This is a genomic window from Leifsonia sp. McL0627, assembly GCF_058244615.1.
Genome location: NZ_JBZCGM010000003.1, coordinates 991,792 through 1,012,606, shown reverse-complemented (window position 1 = coordinate 1,012,606; position 20,815 = coordinate 991,792). Strand labels below are relative to the sequence as shown.

The 20,815-nt window shown below is 69.5% G+C and carries 18 protein-coding genes; 2 read left to right on the top strand and 16 right to left on the bottom strand.

Going from position 1 to position 20,815, the window contains the following annotated elements; genetic code table 11:
• The first annotated feature begins 3 nt into the window (after nucleotides 1-3).
• Together AC37TH_RS13065 and AC37TH_RS13060 are read left to right on the top strand one after the other, a co-directional pair.
• On the top strand, nucleotides 4-585 hold the full coding sequence (locus AC37TH_RS13065) for a GNAT family N-acetyltransferase (RefSeq protein ID WP_490764771.1): 582 nt from the start codon (nucleotides 4-6) through the stop codon (nucleotides 583-585).
• A 17-nt stretch (nucleotides 586-602) separates the two neighbouring features.
• On the top strand, nucleotides 603-1,487 hold the full coding sequence (locus AC37TH_RS13060) for an EamA family transporter (protein ID WP_490764770.1): 885 nt from the start codon (nucleotides 603-605) through the stop codon (nucleotides 1,485-1,487).
• A 12-nt stretch (nucleotides 1,488-1,499) separates the two neighbouring features.
• Here the strand turns inward: AC37TH_RS13060 and AC37TH_RS13055 are convergent, their stop codons facing one another.
• The 16 genes from AC37TH_RS13055 to hisG all read right to left on the bottom strand — a co-directional run bounded on the left by AC37TH_RS13055 (nucleotide 1,500) and on the right by hisG (nucleotide 20,781).
• On the bottom strand, nucleotides 1,500-2,375 hold the full coding sequence (locus AC37TH_RS13055; protein ID WP_490764769.1) for an ABC transporter permease: 876 nt from the start codon (nucleotides 2,373-2,375) through the stop codon (nucleotides 1,500-1,502).
• Nucleotides 2,362-3,306, bottom strand: coding sequence for an ABC transporter ATP-binding protein (locus AC37TH_RS13050; protein ID WP_490764768.1), 945 nt, complete (start codon nucleotides 3,304-3,306; stop codon nucleotides 2,362-2,364). The genes AC37TH_RS13055 and AC37TH_RS13050 overlap by 14 nt, the downstream gene beginning before the upstream one ends.
• Nucleotides 3,303-4,424: a LolA family protein gene (locus AC37TH_RS13045; RefSeq protein ID WP_490764767.1), complete on the bottom strand. Its 1,122-nt coding sequence runs from the start codon at nucleotides 4,422-4,424 to the stop codon at nucleotides 3,303-3,305. The genes AC37TH_RS13050 and AC37TH_RS13045 overlap by 4 nt, the downstream gene beginning before the upstream one ends.
• Before the next feature lie 137 nt (nucleotides 4,425-4,561).
• On the bottom strand, nucleotides 4,562-5,977 hold the full coding sequence (gene pyk, locus AC37TH_RS13040; protein ID WP_490764766.1) for a pyruvate kinase: 1,416 nt from the start codon (nucleotides 5,975-5,977) through the stop codon (nucleotides 4,562-4,564).
• 84 nt (nucleotides 5,978-6,061) lie between these two features.
• Nucleotides 6,062-7,519, bottom strand: a complete 1,458-nt coding sequence (locus tag AC37TH_RS13035; RefSeq protein ID WP_490764765.1) for a glutamate synthase subunit beta — start codon at nucleotides 7,517-7,519, stop codon at nucleotides 6,062-6,064.
• Nucleotides 7,512-12,089 carry a glutamate synthase large subunit gene (gene gltB, locus AC37TH_RS13030; protein ID WP_490764764.1) on the bottom strand — a complete coding sequence of 1,526 codons (4,578 nt, stop codon included), beginning with the start codon at nucleotides 12,087-12,089 and terminating at the stop codon, nucleotides 7,512-7,514. The genes AC37TH_RS13035 and gltB overlap by 8 nt, the downstream gene beginning before the upstream one ends.
• 158 nt (nucleotides 12,090-12,247) lie before the next feature.
• Complete coding sequence (gene lgt / locus AC37TH_RS13025) at nucleotides 12,248-13,237, bottom strand: prolipoprotein diacylglyceryl transferase (protein WP_490765114.1); 990 nt, start codon at nucleotides 13,235-13,237, stop codon at nucleotides 12,248-12,250.
• Nucleotides 13,238-13,337: 100 nt separating this feature from the next.
• Nucleotides 13,338-14,132, bottom strand: a complete 795-nt coding sequence (gene trpA, locus AC37TH_RS13020; RefSeq protein ID WP_490764763.1) for a tryptophan synthase subunit alpha — start codon at nucleotides 14,130-14,132, stop codon at nucleotides 13,338-13,340.
• Entirely contained in the window at nucleotides 14,129-15,340 is a 1,212-nt protein-coding gene (gene trpB, locus AC37TH_RS13015) for a tryptophan synthase subunit beta (protein ID WP_490764762.1), read from the bottom strand. Before trpB ends, trpA begins: the two co-directional genes overlap by 4 nt.
• Nucleotides 15,340-16,110: an indole-3-glycerol phosphate synthase TrpC gene (trpC, locus tag AC37TH_RS13010; protein ID WP_490764761.1), complete on the bottom strand. Its 771-nt coding sequence runs from the start codon at nucleotides 16,108-16,110 to the stop codon at nucleotides 15,340-15,342. The genes trpB and trpC overlap by 1 nt, the downstream gene beginning before the upstream one ends.
• Before the next feature lie 3 nt (nucleotides 16,111-16,113).
• On the bottom strand, nucleotides 16,114-16,344 hold the full coding sequence (locus AC37TH_RS13005) for a DUF6704 family protein (RefSeq protein WP_490764760.1): 231 nt from the start codon (nucleotides 16,342-16,344) through the stop codon (nucleotides 16,114-16,116).
• 134 nt (nucleotides 16,345-16,478) lie between these two features.
• Nucleotides 16,479-17,258 carry a Trp biosynthesis-associated membrane protein gene (locus AC37TH_RS13000; protein WP_490764759.1) on the bottom strand — a complete coding sequence of 260 codons (780 nt, stop codon included), beginning with the start codon at nucleotides 17,256-17,258 and terminating at the stop codon, nucleotides 16,479-16,481.
• A complete protein-coding gene (locus tag AC37TH_RS12995) occupies nucleotides 17,242-18,789 on the bottom strand; it encodes an anthranilate synthase component I (protein ID WP_490764758.1) in 1,548 nt (515 codons plus the stop codon). The genes AC37TH_RS13000 and AC37TH_RS12995 overlap by 17 nt, the downstream gene beginning before the upstream one ends.
• On the bottom strand, nucleotides 18,786-19,181 hold the full coding sequence (hisI, locus tag AC37TH_RS12990; RefSeq protein ID WP_490764757.1) for a phosphoribosyl-AMP cyclohydrolase: 396 nt from the start codon (nucleotides 19,179-19,181) through the stop codon (nucleotides 18,786-18,788). The genes AC37TH_RS12995 and hisI overlap by 4 nt, the downstream gene beginning before the upstream one ends.
• Nucleotides 19,178-19,942: an imidazole glycerol phosphate synthase subunit HisF gene (hisF, locus tag AC37TH_RS12985; RefSeq protein WP_490764756.1), complete on the bottom strand. Its 765-nt coding sequence runs from the start codon at nucleotides 19,940-19,942 to the stop codon at nucleotides 19,178-19,180. The genes hisI and hisF overlap by 4 nt, the downstream gene beginning before the upstream one ends.
• Nucleotides 19,942-20,781 carry an ATP phosphoribosyltransferase gene (gene hisG / locus AC37TH_RS12980; RefSeq protein ID WP_490764755.1) on the bottom strand — a complete coding sequence of 280 codons (840 nt, stop codon included), beginning with the start codon at nucleotides 20,779-20,781 and terminating at the stop codon, nucleotides 19,942-19,944. Before hisG ends, hisF begins: the two co-directional genes overlap by 1 nt.
• Nucleotides 20,782-20,815 lie beyond the last annotated feature (34 nt).

Sequence of the window (20,815 nt, the reverse complement as noted above, 5' to 3'; positions counted from 1 at the left end):
GGCATGTCAGAGCAGACGATCACCGTCGAGTCCGTCGACGCGGAGACCTGGGACGAACTGCGAACCGTGTTCGGGGAGCGCGGCGACGCCTCCGGCTGCTGGTGCCAGTGGTTCAAGCTCACCGGAGCGCAGTTCCACGCGGCGTCGCGGGAGGAGAAGACACACCTGCTGCACGCGAGCGTCGATGCCGGTTCGCCCGGGGTGATCGCCCGGCTCGACGGCGAGCCCGTCGGCTGGGCGGCGGTCGAGCCGTTCAGCGCATACCCCGGGTTGCGGAGGTCGCCGATCACCAAGCGGCAGCCGGGCGACCCGGAGGATCCGTGGGCTGTCACCTGCTTCGTGGTCCGGCTCGAGCACCGCAAGCAGGGGGTCGCCCGCGCCCTGCTTGCCGGGGCGGTCGGGCACGCCGCCGCGCGCGGCGCGGAGGTCATCGAGGGCTACCCCGTCGACCCGGGAGTGCGGCCGTCGCTCACCGCCGCCGAGCGGTACCACGGCACCGTCTCACTGTTCGAGACCGCCGGGTTCGCGGTGATCCGGCGGCCGTCGGCCACGCGCGCCATCATGCGGCTCTCCGTGAGTCCATGACCGCCTAAGCTCGTCTGGTGAGCTCGAAACGCGACCGCCTGATCGGCGCTGGAACCCAGGTCGCGACCGAGGTCAGCATCAACTTCGGCTCGTCGATCGCCGGGCTGCTCATCCCGATCGTCGGGTCCGTGGTGGTCGTGGCGGTCAGGCAGATCGTCACCGCCGTCGCCGTGCTGCCGTTCTACCGGCCGAAACGCGCCGAGCTGACCTGGCGGCGGCTCTGGCCCGCCATCGCGCTCGGCGTGGTGCTCGCCACGATGAACCTCAGCTTCTACGAGGCGGTCGGCCGCCTCGGGCTCGGGATCGCCGCGACCATCGAATTCCTCGGGCCGTTCGCGCTCGCACTCGCCGGCTCTCGCCGGGTGGTCGACGTGATCTGCGCCGTGTTCGCCGCCGGCGGCGTGGTGCTGCTCACCGGCACCGACGGCGCCATCGACCCGCTCGGCGTCGTGCTGGCGCTCACGGCCGCGGCGAGCTGGGCGGCGTACATCCTGCTCACCCGCCGGGTCGCCACCCGGCTTCCCGGCCTCGAAGGGCTGAGCGTCGCAAGCGTCGTCGCCACGATCATCCTGCTGCCGATCGCACTCGTCGTGGTCGACTACAGCCGCCTGAACTGGCCGGTGATCGGGATGCTCCTGGCCGCCGGAGTGCTCTCCTCCGCCATCCCGTACAGCCTCGACACGTTCATCCTGCGCAGGATCACCCCGCGGCTCTACGCGGTCATCACGAGCCTCGGCCCGGCCATCGCCACCCTGTTCGGCGTGCTGGTATTGCACGAGCGGTTCAGCGGCGTGCAGCTGCTCGGGATCGCGGTGGTCTGCGTCGCCGCGGGTGTCACCATCGCCACGCAGCGCGACCATCCTGCGTCCGACCTGGAAGCCACCGCCGAGGCGATCCCGTAGCGCTCGGAGCCGCTACGACAGGATGTCCTTGGTGGTGAACCGGCCGATCGCCAGCGCCCCGAACACGGCGAGGTAGCCGAGCTGCAGCAGCGCATTGCTGCCGAACTGGTCCCAGCTGATCGGGTCGCGCAAAAAGTCCGCGAACCCGAACCAGTAGTGGCTGAACAGCCACGGATGCAGGGCGTCGAGCTGCGGAAGCTGGTCGAGCACCTGCGACACGACGGAGAGCACGATCGTCGCCGCCATCGCCCCGACCGGCACGTCGGTGAGCGTCGAGAAGAACAGCCCGATCGCGCACAGCCCGAGCAGCGAGACGACCACGTACGCGCCGATCAGCAGCAGCCGGCCGAACGCGTCCCAGGCCCCCACTTGGTCACCGGAGAGCAGCGTCACCGGCCCGACCGGGAACAGGATCGCGCCGATCGCGGTGCCAGCGAGGATCACGATCGCGGTCCCCGCGATGCAGAACGCCGCGGCGCCCGCATACTTGACCGCCAGCAGGCGCAACCGCCCGGCCGGGGCGATCACCAGATAGCGCAGCGTCCCGTGGCTCGCCTCCCCCGCGATGGTGTCTCCGGCGACGACGCCGACCGTCAGCGGAAGGAACAGCGGAACGCACACCACCAGAGCGGTGAAGCCGACGAACAGGCCATTCGAGGTGATCTGGTCGAGAAACGCCGGACCCCTGCCTGGGCGCGCGTGGCCGAAGAGCCGGACGGCGACGCCGATCAGGATGGGGATGGCCGCCAGAGCAGCGAGCATCGCCCAGGTGCGCCACCGGCGGAACAGCACGGACAGCTCCGACCAGAGCAGTGACCAGCCGGCCGCCGGTCGCTCCCGGTTCGCCATCGACACGGGCTGCGCCGCGACGCTCTCACTGCTCGACATCGAAGCCCTCCCCGGTGAGCTCCACGAACCGTTCCTCCAGCGTCGAACCGTGCACCCCGAAGCCGCGCACCCGGACGCCTCCCGCGACCAGGGCCGCCACGACGTCTTCGATGGGCGGCTGTGTGGAGGGAAGCGGTGCGTCCAGCACGCCGTCGGTGGCCGTGGCCGGGGCGATCCCGAGCCTGGTGAGGATGGTCGCAGCCTCGCGCGCATCCGGTGTCTCGACGCGCACGCGCGGGCCTGTCGCGCCGCGCAGCTCGTCGAGAGAGCCCTGTGCCACCAGCCGCCCGGTGCGCATGATCGCCGCGTGCGTGCAGATCTGCTCGATCTCGGCCAGCAGGTGGCTGGAGACGAACACCGTCCTGCCCTCGTCGGCGAGGGAGCGCACGAGCGAGCGCACCTCCCTGGTGCCCTGCGGGTCGAGGCCGTTGGTCGGTTCGTCCAGGATCAGCAGGTCGCGATCGGTGAGGAGGGCGCCCGCGATGCCGAGCCGCTGCTTCATGCCGAGCGAGTACGCCCGCACGTTCCGCCCGGCCGCGTGGGTGAGGCCGACCCTGTCGAGCGCAGACGCGACGCGCGCCCTCCTGGTCGCCGACGGCGCGAACCGGTCGGCGGAGTCACGGCGGAGCAGATTCGCCGTGCCGGACAGGTACGGCGCGAACGCCGGGCCCTCCACGAGGGCGCCCACCCGCGGGAGCACGGTCCCGCCGTTCTCCGGCATCGGCTGGTCGAGCAGCCGGAGGCTTCCGCCCGACGGCGACACCAGCCCCAGCAGCATCCGGATGGTCGTGGTCTTGCCAGAGCCGTTCGGCCCGAGGAACCCGAACACCGACCCGCGCGGAACGCTCAGGTCGACGCCGTCGACCACCGCGCGCGAACCGAAGCGTTTGGTGAGGCCGCTCGTCGTGATGGCGGCGGCTGGGTCCGTCACTGACCGGCTGACTGCAGAGCGGCGGCCTGCAGAGCCGAGACGGGGACGGCGCCGGCGAAGACGCGTCCGTCGTCGGTCAGGAGCACCGACACGAGGGTGGTGCTGAGCGCGTGCCCGCCGCTCACCGCTGTGGTGAGCTGCGCGAACAGCGGAGACGAGGTGAGGTCGGACGGCACCGCTCCGGCAGGAACGCTCACGATCGCATCCCAGCCGCTGCCCGTGACGGTCGGCTTATGGTGCGTGCCGGAGCCCGCCTTCTTCTCGCCGGACGCGGACGGCGACTGCTCGGTGACCGTCGCCCCCTTCGGCGGGGTGAACGCGAACACGCTCGCGGACGGTGTCGCGGTGCTGAAGTCGCTGAACCCGACCTGGAACGCCGGTGTGCTCTGACCGCGCGCATCCACCTGCACCTGCAGCGGGATGCCCGTGGTGCCGTCGACCGCGATCGACACCGACCCGACGAGGGTCGCCGTGGACTTCGGGGTGAGGACGAGGTCGTACGCGTCGCGTCCCGCCACCTTCTGCGGTGCGCCGAGGGTGACGGCGGTGCTGGAGTCGACGGCGGTCAGGAACCGCTGCGCGAGCTGGGCGGGCGTGGTGGCCGCGCCGGTGGTCGCATCCGGGTCGGGCTGACGGTGGTCCGGCGACTTCACGGACGAGTCGACGGCGGAGCGGTCGGGAACCGTCACGTGCGTGACCTTGGTGCCGGTGGAGGTGTACAGCCAGACATCCGACCCGTTGCGGATCACGTCGCGCTCGGCCAGCTGGTCGAGCACCTGCAGCCGCTGCTTGGTCGGCCCGTCAGCGTAGACCTTGGCCGTGTGGTCGCCGGTCAGCAGCCCCAGGATGCTCGCAGCGTCGCTCTCTGCGCTGGAGCCGGAACCTGCGCCGGAACCGGGCCCGGTGGACGGAATGGACGGCAACCCGAGATCGGAACTCTGCTCGATCGTGCCGGAGAACGCCTTGACGTCGCTCGCCGCGACGAGCTGCAACACCTCATCCGGCGTCTTCGACGGAAGGTCGGCGGCACCGGCGGCGAGCGGCGCGATGATGACGCCCGCGGCGATGGCGGCGGGCACGACTACTGCAGGCATCCAGCGGACCCAACGGCGTTTCATGCCTTCGAGACTACGCCTGTGGCGGCGTGGCGAACCCTCGCGGATGCTGCGAACTCCGTGGGAAGTGGCGGCTCCGACAGCGCCGGGAGAACGCCGAACGGCCCCCGCCGAAGCGGGGGCCGTTCGCTGATCCTGACCTAGAGGACGTCTCCGACCTTGTGGACGCGGATGTCGTTGGTCGTTCCCGGGATTCCGGGAGGGGAACCGGAAATGATGATGACCTTGTCGCCGTTCACGGCGCGGCCGGTCGACTTGAGGGCCTCGTCCACCTGGGCGACCATCTGGTCGGTGTGGGTGACGCGGTCGACGACGAACGACTCGACGCCCCAGTTGAGCGACATGCGGCGACGGACCGACTCCTCCGGCGTGAAGGCCAGGATCGGGATCTTGTTCCGGATGCGCGACATGCGGCGGGCGGACTCGCCGGACTCGGTGAACACGCAGAGGTACTTGGCCTCGACGAACTCGGCGACCTCGACGGCGGCGAGGGTGATCGCTCCGCTCTGGGTGCGCGGACGCGTGCCGAGCGGCTGGATGCGGTCGAGACCGTGCTCCTCCGTCGACTCCACGATGCGGGCCATGGTCTGCACGGTGATGACCGGGTACTCGCCGACGCTGGTCTCGCCGCTGAGCATGACAGCGTCTGCTCCGTCGAGGACCGCGTTGGCGACGTCGGACGTCTCCGCGCGGGTCGGGACGGGGCTGGAGATCATCGACTCGAGCATCTGCGTGGCGACGATGACCGGCTTCGCGGCGCGGCGGGCAAGCTCGACAGCGCGCTTCTGCACGATCGGGACGGCCTCGAGCGGCAGCTCGACGCCCAGGTCGCCGCGGGCGACCATGATCGCGTCGAATGCCTCGATGATGCTTTCGAGGTTGTCGACGGCCTGCGGCTTCTCGATCTTGGCGACGACGGGGAGCTTGCGGCCCTCCTCCGCCATGATCTCGTGGACGCGCTCGATGTCGGCGGCGTTGCGCACGAACGAGAGCGCGATGAGGTCGGCGCCGAGCTTGAGGCCCCAGCGGAGGTCCGCCTCGTCTTTCTCGGACAGCGCGGGGACGTTCACGGCGACGCCGGGCAGGTTGATGCCCTTGTTGTTGGACACCGGACCGGCCACGATGACCTTGGTGGTGACGACGGTGCCGTCGGTCTCCACGACCTGGACACGCACCTTGCCGTCGTCGATCAGCAGGAAGTCGCCCGGCTTGACGTCCTGGGGCAGCCCCTTGAACGTGGTCGAGGAGATCTCCTTGGTTCCGATGATGTCTTCGGTGGTGATCTTGAAGATGTCGCCCTCGGCGAGATCGTATGGGCCTGCCTCGAACTTGCCGAGACGGATCTTCGGGCCCTGCAGGTCGACCAGGACGGCGACCGGCTTGCCTGCGTCGTCCGCGGCCTTGCGCACGTTGGCGTAAACGCCCTCGTGGACGTCGTAGCTTCCGTGACTCAGGTTCATCCTGGCCACGTCAACACCGGCGTCGATGATCGCGCGGATGTTGTCGTAGCTCGATGTCGCCGGCCCGAGGGTCGCGACGATTTTCGCCCTTCTCATACTTTCAGTTGCTCCGTGATTCTGCGCCCCTGACGGCGCTCGATTCGGTGATGACGCCCGCGGGGTGCCGGGGTGTCCGTTCAGTCAGACGAGGATTCCCCTGTCGGTGGGTCGGACGGGGGACGGCAGATGCGTCTCCCCCTCAAGATACCGGTCAACGGCTGCGGCCGCTGCACGGCCTTCGGCGATCGCCCAGACGATGAGGGACTGTCCGCGGCCGGCGTCGCCCGCGACGAACACGCCGGGCTGGCTGGTCTGGTAGTCGCTGTCGCGCGTGACATTGCCGCGGTCGTCGAACGGCAGCTCGAGCTGAGCCTGCAGGTCGTCCTGCTCCGGGCCGGTGAAGCCGAGGGCGAGGAGGACGAGGTCGGCGGGGATCTCCCGCTCGGTGCCCGCCTTCGGCACGCGGCGTCCGTCGAGGTATTCGGTCTCGGCGACGCGGATGGCGCGCACCTCTCCGTACTCGTTGGAGAGGAACTCGACGGTGGAGGCGAGGAACTCGCGCTTGCCGCCCTCCTCGTGCGCGGACTGGACCTCGAACAGCGTCGGCGTCGTCGGCCACGGCTGGTGGCCTGGGCGCTCCGACGGCGGCTGCGTTCCGATGGCGAGGTTGGTGACGCTGGCCGCACCCTGACGGTGCGCCGTGCCGATGCAGTCCGCTCCGGTGTCTCCACCGCCGAGGACGACGACGTGCTTGCCCTCCGCAGAGATCTGGTCGGCGACCTGGTCGCCCGCGCCCTGCTTGTTCTGCTGGACGAGGTATTCCATCGCGAAGTGCACGCCGCTCAGGTCGCGGCCCGGGATGGGGAGGTCGCGCGGGACCATCGCACCGGTCGCGACGACCACCGAGTCGTAGCGGGCGCGGAGGTCGTCCCAGCTGATGTCGACGCCGATGTTGACGCCGGCACGGAAACGGGTGCCCTCCGCCATCATCTGGTTGAGCCGCGCCTCCAGGTGCTTCTTCTCCATCTTGAAGTCCGGGATGCCGTAGCGCAGCAGGCCGCCGATGCGGTCGTCGCGCTCGTACACGGCGACTGTGTGGCCGGCGCGGGTGAGCTGCTGGGCGGCGGCGAGACCTGCGGGGCCGGAGCCGACGACGGCGACCGTCTTGCCGGTGAGGCGCTCCGGCGGGTGCGGCTGCACCCAGCCGTTCTGCCAGGCCTGGTCGATGATCGACACCTCGACCTGCTTGATCGTGACGGCGGGCTGGTTGATGCCGAGCACGCACGACGATTCGCACGGGGCCGGGCAGAGGCGACCGGTGAACTCCGGGAAGTTGTTCGTGGCGTGCAGGCGGTCGATGGCCTGGCGGCCCTCTCCGCGGTACATCAGGTCGTTCCACTCCGGGATGAGGTTCCCGAGCGGGCAGCCCTGGTGGCAGAACGGCACGCCGCAGTCCATGCAGCGGCCCGCCTGCCGACGGAGCTGGGCAGGGTCGCCGGCCTCGTAGACCTCTTTCCAGTCCATCAGGCGCACCGACACCGGCCGGCGCTTGGGAAGCTCGCGCTCCGTTACCTTCAGGAAGCCTTTGGGATCAGCCACCGGTCACCTCCAAGATTCTGTTCCATACGATGTCGCCGTCGGGGTCCAAGCCCTCGTCCACGGCGTCTTGACGCATCTGCAGCACGGCCGCGTAGTCGCGCGGCAGCACCTTGACGAACTTGGCGACGGTGTCGTCGAAGTTCTGGAGAAGTCGCGCAGCCAGCTCGGACTCCGTCTCGGCGACGTGCCGTTCGAGGAGGTCGCGGACGATCTCCACGTCCGCGCTGCCGAGCGGCAGCAGTTCGAGTTCGCCGCTCGCGAGCGACTCCCGGTTCACGAGCTCGTTCTTCAGCTCGTACACGTAGGCGGTTCCGCCGGACATGCCCGCGCCGAGGTTGCGGCCCGTCCCGCCGAGGATGACGGCGAGACCGCCGGTCATGTACTCGAGCGCGTGGTCGCCCACGCCCTCGACGACGGCTGTGGCCCCGGAGTTGCGGACCAGGAAGCGCTCACCGACGATGCCGCGGATGAACATGCTGCCCTGCGTCGCGCCGTAGCCGATCACGTTGCCGGCGATCACGTTCTGCTCGGCGGGGAACACGCTGCCCTTCGGCGGGCGGACGACGATCTGTCCGCCGGAGAGGCCCTTGCCGACGTAGTCGTTCGAGTCGCCCTCGAGCCGGAGCGTGATGCCGCTCGGCAGGAACGCGCCGAGCGACTGCCCGGCGGATCCGGTGAGGGTGATCTCGATCGAGCCGGTCGGCAGGCCGTTCTCGCCGTGCCGCACCGTGACCTCGTGGCCGAGCATGGTGCCGACGGCGCGCTCGGTGTTCCTGATCGGCAGGTTCAGCGCAATGTGGCCGCCGTGGGCGAGCACGTCCGCGCTCTCCGCGATCAGGTGGTTGTCGAAGTGCTTGTCGAGCTCGTGGTCCTGCTGCTTCGCGTTCTTGCGCGGGGCGTCGGCGGGGAACTCCGGGCCGGTCAGGATGGGCGAGAGGTCGAGACCCGACGCCTTCCAGTGGTCGATGGCTCCGTCGACGCCGAGCAGCTCGTTGTGGCCGATGGCCTCGTCGAGCGTGCGGAAGCCGAGCTCGGCGAGGTACTCGCGCACCTCCTGGGCGATGAACTCGAAGAAGTTGACGACGAACTCCGGCTTGCCGGAGAACCGGGAGCGCAGCTCCGGGTTCTGCGTCGCGACGCCGACCGGGCAGGTGTCCAGGTGGCAGACGCGCATCATGATGCAGCCGGAGACGACCAGCGGCGCTGTCGCGAACCCGAACTCCTCCGCGCCGAGCAGCGCGCCGACGATGACGTCGCGACCGGTCTTCAATTGCCCGTCGACCTGCACGACCACGCGGTCGCGCATCCCGTTGAGCATCAGCGTCTGCTGGGTCTCGGCGAGGCCGAGCTCCCACGGCGTTCCGGCGTGCTTGAGAGAGTTGACCGGCGACGCGCCGGTTCCACCGTCATGACCGGAGACGAGCACGACGTCGGCAAGCGCCTTCGCGACACCGGCGGCGACCGCCCCGATACCGGACTCGCTGACGAGCTTGACGTGCACCCGGGCTTCCGGGTTGGCGCGCTTCAGGTCGAAGATCAGCTGTTTGAGGTCTTCGATCGAGTAGATGTCGTGGTGCGGGGGCGGCGAGATGAGCCCGACGCCTGCGGTCGCGTGCCTGGTGCGCGCCACCCACGGGTACACCTTGGTGGGGGGCAGCTGGCCGCCCTCCCCCGGCTTCGCGCCCTGGGCGAGCTTGATCTGGATGTCTTCGGCGTGCGTCAGGTACATGCTCGTAACGCCGAACCGGCCGGACGCGACCTGCTTGATCGCGCTGCGACGCTCCGGGTCGAGGAGCCGGTCGAGGTCCTCGCCGCCTTCACCGGTGTTGGACTTGCCGCCGAGACGGTTCATCGCGATCGCCAGCGTCTCGTGCGCCTCGCGGGAGATCGAGCCGTAGCTCATCGCACCGGTGGAGAAGCGCTTCACGATCGACTCGACCGACTCGACCTCGTCGAGCGGGACCGCTGGGCGCGTGCCGGTGCGCAGCGTGAACATGCCGCGCAGCGTCATCAGGCTCTCGGCCTGGTCGTCGACCAGCTTGGTGTACTCGCGGAACACGTCGTAGCGCCTGGTGCGCGTGGAGTGCTGCAGCCGGAACACCGTCTCCGGGTTGAACAGGTGCGGGGCGCCGTCACGGCGCCACTGGTACTCGCCGCCCGTCGCCAGGCGCTCGTGGGCGACGATCGCGCTCTCGGCGGGGTACGCGCTCTCGTGCCTGGACAGGTTCTCGGCCGCGATGACCTCGATGCCGACGCCGCCGAGCTTGCTCGTGGTGCCGGTGAAGTAGTGGTCGACGAGCTGCTGGCTGAGACCGACGGCCTCGAACGCCTGGGCGCCCGCGTAGGACGAGACAGTCGAGATGCCCATCTTCGACATGATCTTGAGCACGCCTTTGCCGAGCGCCTTGATCACGTTCTTGACGGCCTTCTCCGGGGAGATGCCGGTGATGGCGCCGCTGCGGACGAGCTCCTCGCAGGTCTCCATCGCCAGATACGGGTTGATCGCAGACGCGCCGTAGCCGATCAGGAGCGCGATGTGGTGCACCTCGCGCACGTCGCCCGCCTCGACGATCAGGCCGACCTTCATGCGGTTCTCGGCACGGATCAGGTGGTGGTGCACCGCCGCCAGCATCAGCAGCGACGGGATGGGCGCCAGGTCTTTGGTGGAGTCGCGGTCGCTGAGCACGATGAACTGGGCGCCGGCCGCGATGGCCTCGTCCACCTCGTCGCACATCTCGGCGAGCCGCAGCTGCAGCGCGTCGGTGCCGGCGTCGAACCGGTACAGGCCCTTGACTGTGGTGGTCAGACGGCTGCCGGGGCGCGGGTCGATGTGCTGGATCTTCGCCAGCTCGTCGTTGTCGATCACCGGGAAGTCGAGCACGACCTGCTTGGCGTGCTCCGGGCCCGCGTCGAGCAGGTTGCGCTCCGGGCCGAGACCGAGCTTGAGGGAGGTGACGACCTCCTCGCGGATCGAGTCGAGCGGCGGGTTCGTGACCTGCGCGAACTGCTGGGTGAAGTAGTCGAACAGCAGGCGCGGACGCTGGGAGAGCACCGCGACGGGCGTGTCGGAGCCCATCGCGCCGAGCGGCTCCGCACCGGTGGTCGCCATCGGCTTCAGGAGGATGCGCACCTCCTCCTCCGTGTAGCCGAACGTGCGCTGACGGCGCGTGATCGACGCGGGAGTGTGCACGATGTGCTCGCGCTCGGGGAGGTCTTTGAGGTTGATGCGCCCGGCGTCCAGCCACTCGCCGTACGGCGCGCTGGAGGCCAGGTCGGCCTTGATCTCGTCGTCCTCGATCAGGCGGCCCTCTGCGGTGTCGACCAGGAACATCCTGCCGGGACGGAGGCGGCCCTTGCGCACGACCCGGCTCGGCTCGATGTCGAGCACGCCGATCTCGCTGGCGAGCACGACGAGGCCATCGTTGGTGACGACGTAGCGGCCAGGGCGGAGCCCGTTGCGGTCGAGGGTGGCGCCGACCAGGGAGCCGTCGGTGAAGACGATCGCCGCCGGGCCGTCCCACGGCTCCATCAGCATCGAGTTGTACTCGTAGAAGTCGCGGCGGGACTTCTCGATGTCCGTCTGGTTCTCCCACGCCTCCGGCACCATCATCATGACGGCGTGCGGCAGCGAGCGTCCGGACAGCGACAGCAGTTCCACGACCTCGTCGAACGACGCGGAGTCGGACGCGCCGGGCGTCACGATCGGGAGCACCGGCGAGAGGTCGCCGAGGAGTTCGCTCTCCAGCTGGGACTGGCGCGCGCGCATCCAGTTGCGGTTGCCCTGCACGGTGTTGATCTCGCCGTTGTGCGCGATCATCCGGAACGGCTGCGCGAGCGGCCACGACGGGAACGTGTTCGTCGAGTACCGCGAGTGCACCAGCGCGAGCTTGGAGGCGAAGCGCTGGTCGGAGAGGTCGGGGTAGAACGGCTCCAGCTGGAGGGTCGTCACCATGCCCTTGTAGACGATGGTGCGGCTCGACAGCGACGAGAAGTAGATGTCGAGTTCCCGCTCGGCGCGCTTGCGCAGGAAGAACGTCTGCCGATCGAGCAGGATACCGCCGGGCTGCGCGCCGTCCTCGCCGGTGCGGGTGCTGGACACGTAGAGCTGTTCGATGAACGGCATCGCGCCGCGCGCGAGCGTTCCGATCTCTTCGGCCCGCACGGGCACCTCGCGCCAGCCGAGGACGGTGAGGTCCTGCTCGGAGGCGATCGCCTCGATGGCCGCCTTCGCCGCGGCGCGCTCCCCCTCCTCGACGGGGAGGAACACGTTGCCGACCGCGTAGCGACCGGCTGCCGGGAGCTCGAACCCGGCGACGGCGCGCAGGAAGGCGTCCGGCACCTGGGTGACGATGCCCGCACCGTCTCCGGTGCCCGCGTCGGAGCCGACCGCGCCGCGGTGCTCCAGGTTGCGCAGGGCGTCGAGCGCTGCGTCGATGATGTCGTGACCGGCCGTGCCGCGCAGCGTCGCAACCATCGCGAGCCCGCAGGCGTCCTTTTCGTGCGCCGGGTCGTAGAGACCCTGCTGGACCGGCGTCGTGCTGAAGCGGGTGTGGGGGAGCTTAAAGGCCATCGACGACCGTCCTCACATGTTCGGTGGTGCGGGGGGACGCCATCGGCCCTGGACTGAGGGAAGGGGTTCCGCCGCTCACGAGAGTCTTGGTGCAGCTCTGGGAGACGGTGAGGTGGAGGTGACGGGATGACCTCGACAGGTGATACCGTGTCTGCTGATTACGAGCCGAGTGAGCTTGTGGCCTTGGCTGCGTCCTTCTCGGTGGGCTCCTCAGCGTCATCGCCGGAAACCTCGTCATCCGAGTAGGTGTCGTCAGAGTCTACCTCAGCATCGGGCCGAACCCATTCACGTCCTGGGCGGTACACGCTGGGCTCGAGGCCCGGGTGGCGGCGGGTCTGCACGATGAAGAGCACGACACCCAGCACGACGGCGGCGAAAGCGGCCCAGACGTTGGTCGGAATGCCGAGCACGTTGAACTCGCTCGGGTCGATGCGGATCGACTCGAGGTAGGAACGCCCGAGGCCGTACCAGATCAGATACACGGCGAACGCCTTGCCCCAGCGCAGCTGGAACTTGCGCTCCAGCAGGATGATCACGACGATGCCGATGACGTTCCAGATGATCTCGTAGAGGAACAGCGGCTGGAACAGCGTTCCGTCCGGCAGCCCGACCGGGATGGCCTTGTTGCCCGAATCGATCTGCAGCCCCCATGGAAGGTTGGTCGGCAGGCCGAACAGCTCCTGGTTGAAGTAGTTGCCGAGGCGGCCGAGCGCCTGCGCGAGCAGCATGGCGGGGGCGAGGGCGTCCGCGAACGACCAGAACCGGATGCCCGACCAGCGGCAGCCGATGTACGCACCGACGGCGCCGCCGATCAGCGCACCGAAGATGGCGTTTCCGCCCTCCCAGATGTACAGGGTCTTGAGGAGGTCGGCCCCGGGGTAGAAGTAGTCGGCCGGGTGGGTCACCACGTGGTAGATCCTGGCGCCGATGATGCCGAGCGGCACGGCCCAGAGGATGATGTCGAGCACGACGCCCGGCTCTCCCCCGCGCTTCGACAGTCGACGCGACGTCCACATGGCGGCGACGACGATGCCGATCAGGATGCAGATCGCGTACGTCTGGATGCGCCAGTGCAGACCGAAGATGTCGATCGGGATCTGCTGCCACTCGGGCCCCGGGCTGGGAATGCTCGCGTACCAGCTGCTCATCGTCGCAAACACCCGATGACTCCTCTTTCGTGTTGATCAGACCGCGCGAAGACCACGCGCGGCCACCATAGTCTAATTCGGTTTGGGGAGGCCCCTGCGCCTAACCGGCGGTGCCGGCGGCGAGGTCGGCGGCGAGACGGCCGACGCCGTCGACGCCTCCGTCTGCCAGCGCCTTCACGAGCGCGGAGCCGACGATGGCGCCGTCCGCGTACCCGAGCACCTCGGCGACCTGCGCCGCCGTCGAGATGCCGATGCCGACGCAGGTGCTTGTGGCCCCTGCGTCGCGCAGGCGCCCCACGAGGGAGCGCGCGGCGGAGTCGACGTCCGAGCGTGCTCCGGTGATGCCCATGGTCGAGACGGCGTAGACGAAGCCGCGGCTCGCCTCCACTGCCTGCCGCAGACGCTCATCGGTGGACGACGGTGCGGCCAGGAACACGCGGTCGAGACCGGTGCGCTCGGAGGCCGCGAGCCAGGATGCTCCCTCGTCCGGGATGAGGTCGGGCGTGATGAGCCCTGCTCCCCCGGCGGCCAGCAGGTCGTCGGCGAACCGGTCGACCCCGTACTGCAGCACCGGGTTCCAGTAGGTCATGACCAGGATCGGGATGTCGACCTGGGCCGTGATCTCCCGGACCGCGGTGAAGCCGTCGCGCAGCCGGAAGCCGTTCGACAGCGCTTGCTGGGTGGCGGCCTGGATGACCGTGCCGTCCATCACAGGGTCGGAGTACGGCAGGCCGAGCTCGATGACGTCGACGCCGTTCTGCGCGAGCGCGACCGCCGCGTCGATGCTGGTCTTGAGGTCAGGGAACCCGGCGGGGAGGTAGCCGACGAGCGCGCCCGCTGCGTCGGCGTTGCGCTGGGCGATAACGCTCTCGACGCGACTCTCCGCGCGGCTCACGACTGCACCGCGTCGTCGTCGATGAGGTCGAAGTACCGCCCGGCGGTCTCCATGTCTTTGTCTCCCCGGCCGCTGAGGTTCACGAGGATCGTCGCGTCCTTCCCGAGCTCCTGGCCGAGCTTCATGGCTCCGGCCAGAGCGTGTGAGGATTCGATGGCGGGGATGATCCCTTCGGTGCGGCTGAGCAGCCGCAGCGCCTCCATCGCCTCCGCGTCGGAGATCGGGACGTACTGCGCCCGGCCGATGGACGCGAGCCACGCGTGCTCCGGACCGACGCCCGGGTAGTCGAGTCCGGCCGAGATCGAGTGCGACTCGATGGTCTGGCCGTCCTCGTCTTGCAGCAGCATGCTGCGCGCGCCGTGCAGGACGCCTGGACGCCCCTTGGTGATGGTCGCGGCGTGACGGGGCGTCTCGGCGCCCTCTCCGCCGGCCTCGTAGCCGATCAGGCGCACGTCTTCGTCGTCGAGGAAGGCGTGGAAGATGCCCATCGCGTTCGAGCCGCCGCCGACGCAGGCGACTACGGCATCCGGGAGCGAGCCGGTGAGGTCGATGACCTGCTGGCGCGCCTCCTCTCCGATGATCTTCTGGAGGTCGCGGACCATCGCGGGGAACGGGTGCGGGCCTGCGACCGTTCCGAAGATGTAGTTGGTGTTCTCGACGTTGGTGACCCAGTCGCGCATCGCGTCGTTGATCGCGTCCTTGAGGGTGCGCGACCCCGTCTTGACGGCGACGACCTCCGCGCCGAGCAAGCGCATCCTGGCCACGTTGAGCGCCTGGCGCTCGGTGTCGACCTCGCCCATGTAGATGGTGCACTCCAGCCCGAACAGGGCGGCAGCGGTCGCCGTGGCAACACCGTGCTGGCCCGCTCCGGTCTCCGCGATCACGCGGGTCTTGCCGATGCGCTTGGTGAGGATGGCCTGCCCGAGCACGTTGTTGATCTTGTGCGAGCCCGTGTGGTTGAGGTCCTCGCGCTTGAGGATGATCCGCGCGCCGCCCGCGTGCTCTGCGAAGCGGGGAACCTCGGTGATGATCGACGGACGACCCGTGTATGTGCGGTTCAGCTCGTCGAGCTCCGCGCGGTATGCGGGATCGGCCTTCGCCGCCTCCCACGCGACGGTGAGATCGTCGAGCGCCGCGACGAGCGACTCGGGGACGAAACGCCCGCCGAAGTCGCCGAAGTACGGACCGGTTTCGGAACGCAGGGACATCAGGCCACCAGGAATTCTTCGAGCGTCGCGACGGGGTCGCTCGTGACGAGGGCTTCGCCGACGAGGACGACGTCTGCGCCGGCCGCCCGATAGTGCGCGACATCGGCCGCCGACTTCACAGCGGACTCCGCGACGCGGATGACACCGGACGGGATGCGGTCGGCCAGCCGGCCGAACAGATCTTTGTCCAGTTCGAACGTGGAGAGGTTGCGGGCGTTCACGCCCACCAGGCCGGCGCCCGTGTCGAGCGCGCGGCTGAGCTCGTCGGCAGTGTGCGCCTCGACGAGGGAGGTCATGCCGAGCGAGGTGATCAACTCGTGCAGCTCCACCAGCCGCTGCTGGTCGAGCGCGGCGACGATGAGGAGCACGAGGTCGGCTCCCGCGGCACGTGCCTCGAACACCTGGTACGGGTCGGAGACGAACTCCTTGCGCAGCACGGGGATCGACACGGCGTCGCGCACGGCCTCCAGGTCGGCGAGCGAGCCGTGGAAGCGGCGTTCCTCGGTCAGCACGCTGATCGCGCTGGCACCGCCGGTCTCGTAGGAGACGGCGAGAGCCGCTGGGTCCGGAATCTCGGCGAGGGCGCCGCGCGACGGACTCGCGCGCTTCACCTCCGCGATGATTTTGACGCGGTCGGCCGGGGCGAGGTGACTCAGCGCATCCAGTGCGGGTGCGCGATCGGCCGCTGCAGCCTCGACCAGGGCGATCGGGCGGTCGGCCCGGCGTCGCTCAGCGTCTTCGAGCGCGCCGGCGACGAGGTCGGCGAGCACGCGTCAGTGGCCCTTCGGCTGGTACTTCGTGCCGCCGACGCCGTAGCCGGCCCTCTTCATGGCCCATCCGACGATGAGACCGACGATCGCGAGCCCCGCTGCCGCCCAGACGACGATCGGCGCGTCGTAGAAGAACGCGACGGCGCCGATGGTGAAGGCGACCAGCATGATGATGACGGCCGTCCACGCCGCCGGCGAGTGACCGTGGCCTGGTTCGACTGACTCGGTGCTCATGGGACTCCTGCTTCGTGAGGTGCGCGCCGCAGAGGGCGTCGCGCACGGTGGATCGGGGGGATTACGGATCAAGTCTAGCGAGTGGGGCACGTTCGCCCGCCAACCGGGCGGTGGGTCAGCGACCGCGCCGGACGTCAGCGGGTGGGGTCCTCGCCGCGGCTGAGTTCGTCCCAGCTGTCGATGGCGGTGTCCTTGTCGGCCGCCGCGGCACCGGACGGTTTCTCCTCGTCGTCCGCGACGGCGCGAGCCTCCGCGTCGTCGGAGACCTCGGCGTCCGGCTCGACGTCGGCGTCCGCATCCTGGTCGAGCAGGAGCGTCGTGCCGTCCTGGTCCTCGAACCGCGTCTGGTATTTGCGCGACGAACCCGGCCAGAGGCGGTTGGTGACGACGACCGCGGCGCTGCCGAGCACGAGCACGACTCCCCCGGCGACCGCGACGCCCGCCCAGAGCTCCGTGGAGATGGAGTGGACCAGCCGGGACACCGAGGCGATGCCGGCGACGCCCGTGGCGGTCGTGATCGTCGCGGAGGCGGCGTGCAGCGCGTCGGCGAGTGCGCTGATCGATGAGATCAGCACGGAGGCGCCGAGCAGCAGCCCGAGGAGCGCGAGGACGATGCGGAAGACGGGACCGGCGATGGCGAGCGCCGCGGTGAGCGCGAGGCCCGCGAGCGACAGCGCGGTGAGCGCCGGAGCGGCAGCGGAACCGGACACCGCGAGCGTCGTGGAGTGCTCGGCGACGTCGGTCAGGTGGACTGTGAACCAGGTCTGGGTTGACGCAACCAGCGCGAGGAGACTGCCGACCACGAGGGCGAGCAGCGAGAGGTATTTCGCTCGGCGAGACACGCGCCGCCCGACGCCGTCGACGCCGCCGCCGTTGCCGTCCTGCTCGCCGGGGTGGTCACTCTGCTCGCTCACCGGTCACCCGCCTCATCGCGTTCGCGACGGCCACGGCGCGCAGCGGAGCCGCCGCCTTGTTCTGCGACTCCTCGAACTCGCTCTGCGGCACGGAGTCGGCCACCAGGCCGCCTCCGGCCTGCACGCGGGCGACGCCGTCCATGATGGTGGCCGTGCGGATCGCGATGGCGAGGTCGGCGTCTCCGGAGAACCCGAAGTAGCCGATCACGCCGCCGTAGACGCCGCGCTGCGCGGGCTCCAGCTCGTCGATGATCTCCAGGGCGCGCGGCTTGGGCGCTCCGGAGAGTGTCCCCGCCGGGAACGTCGCACGGAACACATCCACCGCCGACTTCGACGGGAGCACGTCGCCCTCGACGGACGACACGATGTGCATGATGTGGCTGAACCGCTCCACTCGCATGAACTCGGTCACCTCGACGGAGCCCGCCGCGCACACCTTGAGCAGGTCGTTGCGGGCGAGGTCGACGAGCATCAAGTGCTCCGCGCGCTCCTTGTCGTCGGCGAGCAGCCCCGTCTCGAGGTCGAGGTCCTCCTCCGGCGACGCTCCGCGCGGACGCGAACCGGCGATGGGATGCGTGAACGCCCGCCCGTTCTGCACCTTCACCAGCGCCTCCGGAGACGATCCGACGATCGAGTACTCTCCGCCGTCCGGCCGTTCGAGCGCGAGCAGGTACATGTACGGGCTCGGGTTCAGCGACCGCAGCACGCGGTAGACGTCTAGCGGAGCAGCCTCGCACTCCAGCTCGAAACGCTGCGAGATGACCACCTGGAAGATGTCGCCGTCGACGATCCGCTCCTTGGCGGTCACGACGGCCGCGAGGAAGTCGTCCTTCTTCGTGCGGGACACCGGATGCGCGGGCGTGCCGAGGTCGACCTGGGCGAGCCACGCCTCCGACGGCTGGGCGAGCCCGGCCTGCATGGCGTCGAGGCGCGCCTGCGCGTCGTGCCACATCGCGTCGGCGTCGTCCACTCCGTCGTTCAGGACGGTGGAGATGAGCTGCACGGTGCCGTAGCGGTGGTCGATGGCGACGAGGTCGGAGCAGAACGCGAGCGCCTGCCCGGGCATGTCGTAGTCGGCGGGCGGCTGGTGCGGGAGCCGCTCGATCTGTCGGATCGCCTCCCATCCGATGAAGCCGACCAGGCCGCCGGTCAGCGGCGGCAGGCCGGGGATGCGCGGCGTCTGCCACCGCGTGTACAGCGCAGCGAGGGCTTCCAGCGGCGGGAGTTCGGCGGTGGAGCCGATGGCGCGCTCGGCCGGAATGCCGTAGTCGAGCCAGCGCACCGCATTCCCCTGCTGGGTGAGCACGCCGAACGACGAGACGCCGACGAACGAGAACCGGGACCAGATGCCGCCCTGCTCCGCGGACTCCAGCAGGAAGGTGCCCGGTCGGTTCGCCGCCAGCTTGCGGTAGATGCCGACCGGCGTCTCGCCGTCCGCGAACAGCTCGCGCACCACGGGGACGACGCGGTGGTCGTCCAGCAGGCGCGCGAAGGCCTCGCGGGTGGTGGAACTGGTGACGGTGTCGATCACGAATCCTCCGTGCTGCTCGCCTCGACGTGGCCGACGACCGGTGTGAGCTGGTCGGCGTCGAAGCAGGTGCGGGTTCCAGTGTGGCAGGCGGCGCCGATCTGTTCGACCGTCACCAGTAAGGTGTCTCCGTCGCAGTCGAGGGCTGCACCCTTGACGTACTGCGCGTGACCGGAGGTGTCCCCCTTGCGCCAGTACTCCTGGCGCGAGCGCGACCAGAACGTGACGCGGCCCTCGGTGAGCGTGCGGCGGAGCGCCTCGGCGTCCATCCAGCCCATCATCAGGACCTCTTTGGTGTCCCACTGCTGGATGATCGCGGGGACCAGGCCGTCGCCGGTGAAGGTGACGCGGTCGATGATCGCGGGGTCGATCGTGGTGGAATCGCTGCTGCTCATGCCCTGATCTCCAGCCCTGCACGGACGAGTGCGTCCTTGACGTCTCCGATGGTCATCTCACCGGAGTGGAAGACGCTCGCGGCGAGCACGGCGTCGGCCCCTGCCTCGATGGCGGGAACGAAGTCGGTGACCTTCCCCGCGCCGCCGGAGGCGATCACGGGAACACTGCTGATGCCGCGCATCAGGCGGATGAGCTCGGTGTCGAAGCCCTCCTTGGTGCCGTCCGCGTCGATCGAGTTGACCAGCAGCTCCCCCGCGCCCAGGCCGATCGCGCGCTCCGCCCACTCGAGCGCGTCGAGGTCGGTCTCCGTGCGTCCGCCGTGGGTGGTGACCACGAATCCGGAGGCGGTGGCCGCCGACCGCTTGACGTCGAGCGAGAGCACGAGCACCTGCGCACCGAACCGGTCGGCGATCTCGGCGACGAGTTCGGGGCGCGCGATCGCGGCGGAGTTGACGCCGATCTTGTCCGCGCCGCTGGCGAGCAGCCGCGACACGTCCTCGGCGCTCCGCACGCCGCCGCCGACGGTGAGCGGGATGAAGACCTGCTCGGCCGTTGCTCGCACGACGTCGTAGGTGGTGGACCGGTTGTCGACGGTGGCGGTGACGTCGAGGAAGGTGAGCTCGTCCGCTCCCTGCTCGTAGTAGCGGCGGGCGAGGGCGACGGGATCGCCCGCGTCACGCAGGTTCTGGAAGTTGACTCCCTTGACGACGCGGCCGTCTGCCACGTCCAGACACGGGATGACCCTGACCGCGACGGACATCAGATGCGGGCCGCGTGGATGGAGGTCACCAGGATGGCGCGCGCTCCCAGCTCGTACAGTGCATCCATGATGTGGTTGGTCTGGTCGCGCTTGATCATGACCCGCACAGCCACCCAGTCTGGCTCGCCGAGCGGCGAGACGGTCGGCGACTCGACGCCGGGCGTGAGGGCGACGGCCCTGTCGAGCAGCACGGCTGGCAGGTTGTAGTCGACCAGGACGTACTGGCGGGCGACCATCACGCCCTGGAGGCGACGCAGCAGCGTGTCGACCCCGGCCGCGGGAGACGCGGACGAGATGAGCACGGCCTCCGACTCCAGGATAACGGGACCGAAGATCTCCAAGCCCTGCTTACGCAGCGTGGTGCCGGTCTCGACGACGTCCGCGACCGCGTCCGCGACGCCGAGGCGCACAGCGGACTCCACCGCGCCGTCGAGCTTGATCAGCGTGGAGGAGATGCCGTTCTCCGCCAGGAACGCGCCGACGAGGCCGGGGTAGCTGGTGGCGACGCGCTTGCCGTCGAGGTCGGCGAGGTCGCTGAACGAGCCGGTCGGTCCCGCGAAGCGGAAGGTGGAGGCCGCGAAGTCGAGCGAGGCGATCTCGCCGGCGGTCGAGCCGGAGTCGAGCAGCAGATCGCGCCCGGTGACGCCGACGTCGAGCGCGCCCGAGCCGACGTAGGTCGCGATGTCGCGCGGGCGGAGATAGAAGAACTCGACGTCGTTGCGGGCGTCGGTGACGATCAGCTCTTTGGGGTCGCGGCGGCCGACATAGCCGGCCTCGTGCAGCATCTGAGCCGCGGTCTCGGAGAGGGAGCCTTTATTGGGAACGGCGATTTTCAGCATCGGTGGTCTTTCGGATACGAGTGGACGATCAGGA

What these genes read in the sequence shown, in the direction of transcription:
- trpB (WP_490764762.1), bottom strand. Translation starts at nt 15,340, where the DNA reads ATGTCCCTGCGTTCCGAAACCGGTCCGTACTTCGGCGACTTCGGCGGG.
- lgt (WP_490765114.1), bottom strand. Translation starts at nt 13,237, where the DNA reads ATGAGCAGCTGGTACGCGAGCATTCCCAGCCCGGGGCCCGAGTGGCAG.
- AC37TH_RS13005 (WP_490764760.1), bottom strand. Translation starts at nt 16,344, where the DNA reads ATGAGCACCGAGTCAGTCGAACCAGGCCACGGTCACTCGCCGGCGGCG.
- hisI (WP_490764757.1), bottom strand. Translation starts at nt 19,181, where the DNA reads ATGAGCAGCAGCGATTCCACCACGATCGACCCCGCGATCATCGACCGC.
- AC37TH_RS13065 (WP_490764771.1), top strand. Translation starts at nt 4, where the DNA reads ATGTCAGAGCAGACGATCACCGTCGAGTCCGTCGACGCGGAGACCTGG.
- hisF (WP_490764756.1), bottom strand. Translation starts at nt 19,942, where the DNA reads ATGTCCGTCGCGGTCAGGGTCATCCCGTGTCTGGACGTGGCAGACGGC.
- hisG (WP_490764755.1), bottom strand. Translation starts at nt 20,781, where the DNA reads ATGCTGAAAATCGCCGTTCCCAATAAAGGCTCCCTCTCCGAGACCGCG.
- AC37TH_RS13055 (WP_490764769.1), bottom strand. Translation starts at nt 2,375, where the DNA reads ATGTCGAGCAGTGAGAGCGTCGCGGCGCAGCCCGTGTCGATGGCGAAC.
- gltB (WP_490764764.1), bottom strand. Translation starts at nt 12,089, where the DNA reads ATGGCCTTTAAGCTCCCCCACACCCGCTTCAGCACGACGCCGGTCCAG.
- AC37TH_RS13045 (WP_490764767.1), bottom strand. Translation starts at nt 4,424, where the DNA reads ATGAAACGCCGTTGGGTCCGCTGGATGCCTGCAGTAGTCGTGCCCGCC.
- pyk (WP_490764766.1), bottom strand. Translation starts at nt 5,977, where the DNA reads ATGAGAAGGGCGAAAATCGTCGCGACCCTCGGGCCGGCGACATCGAGC.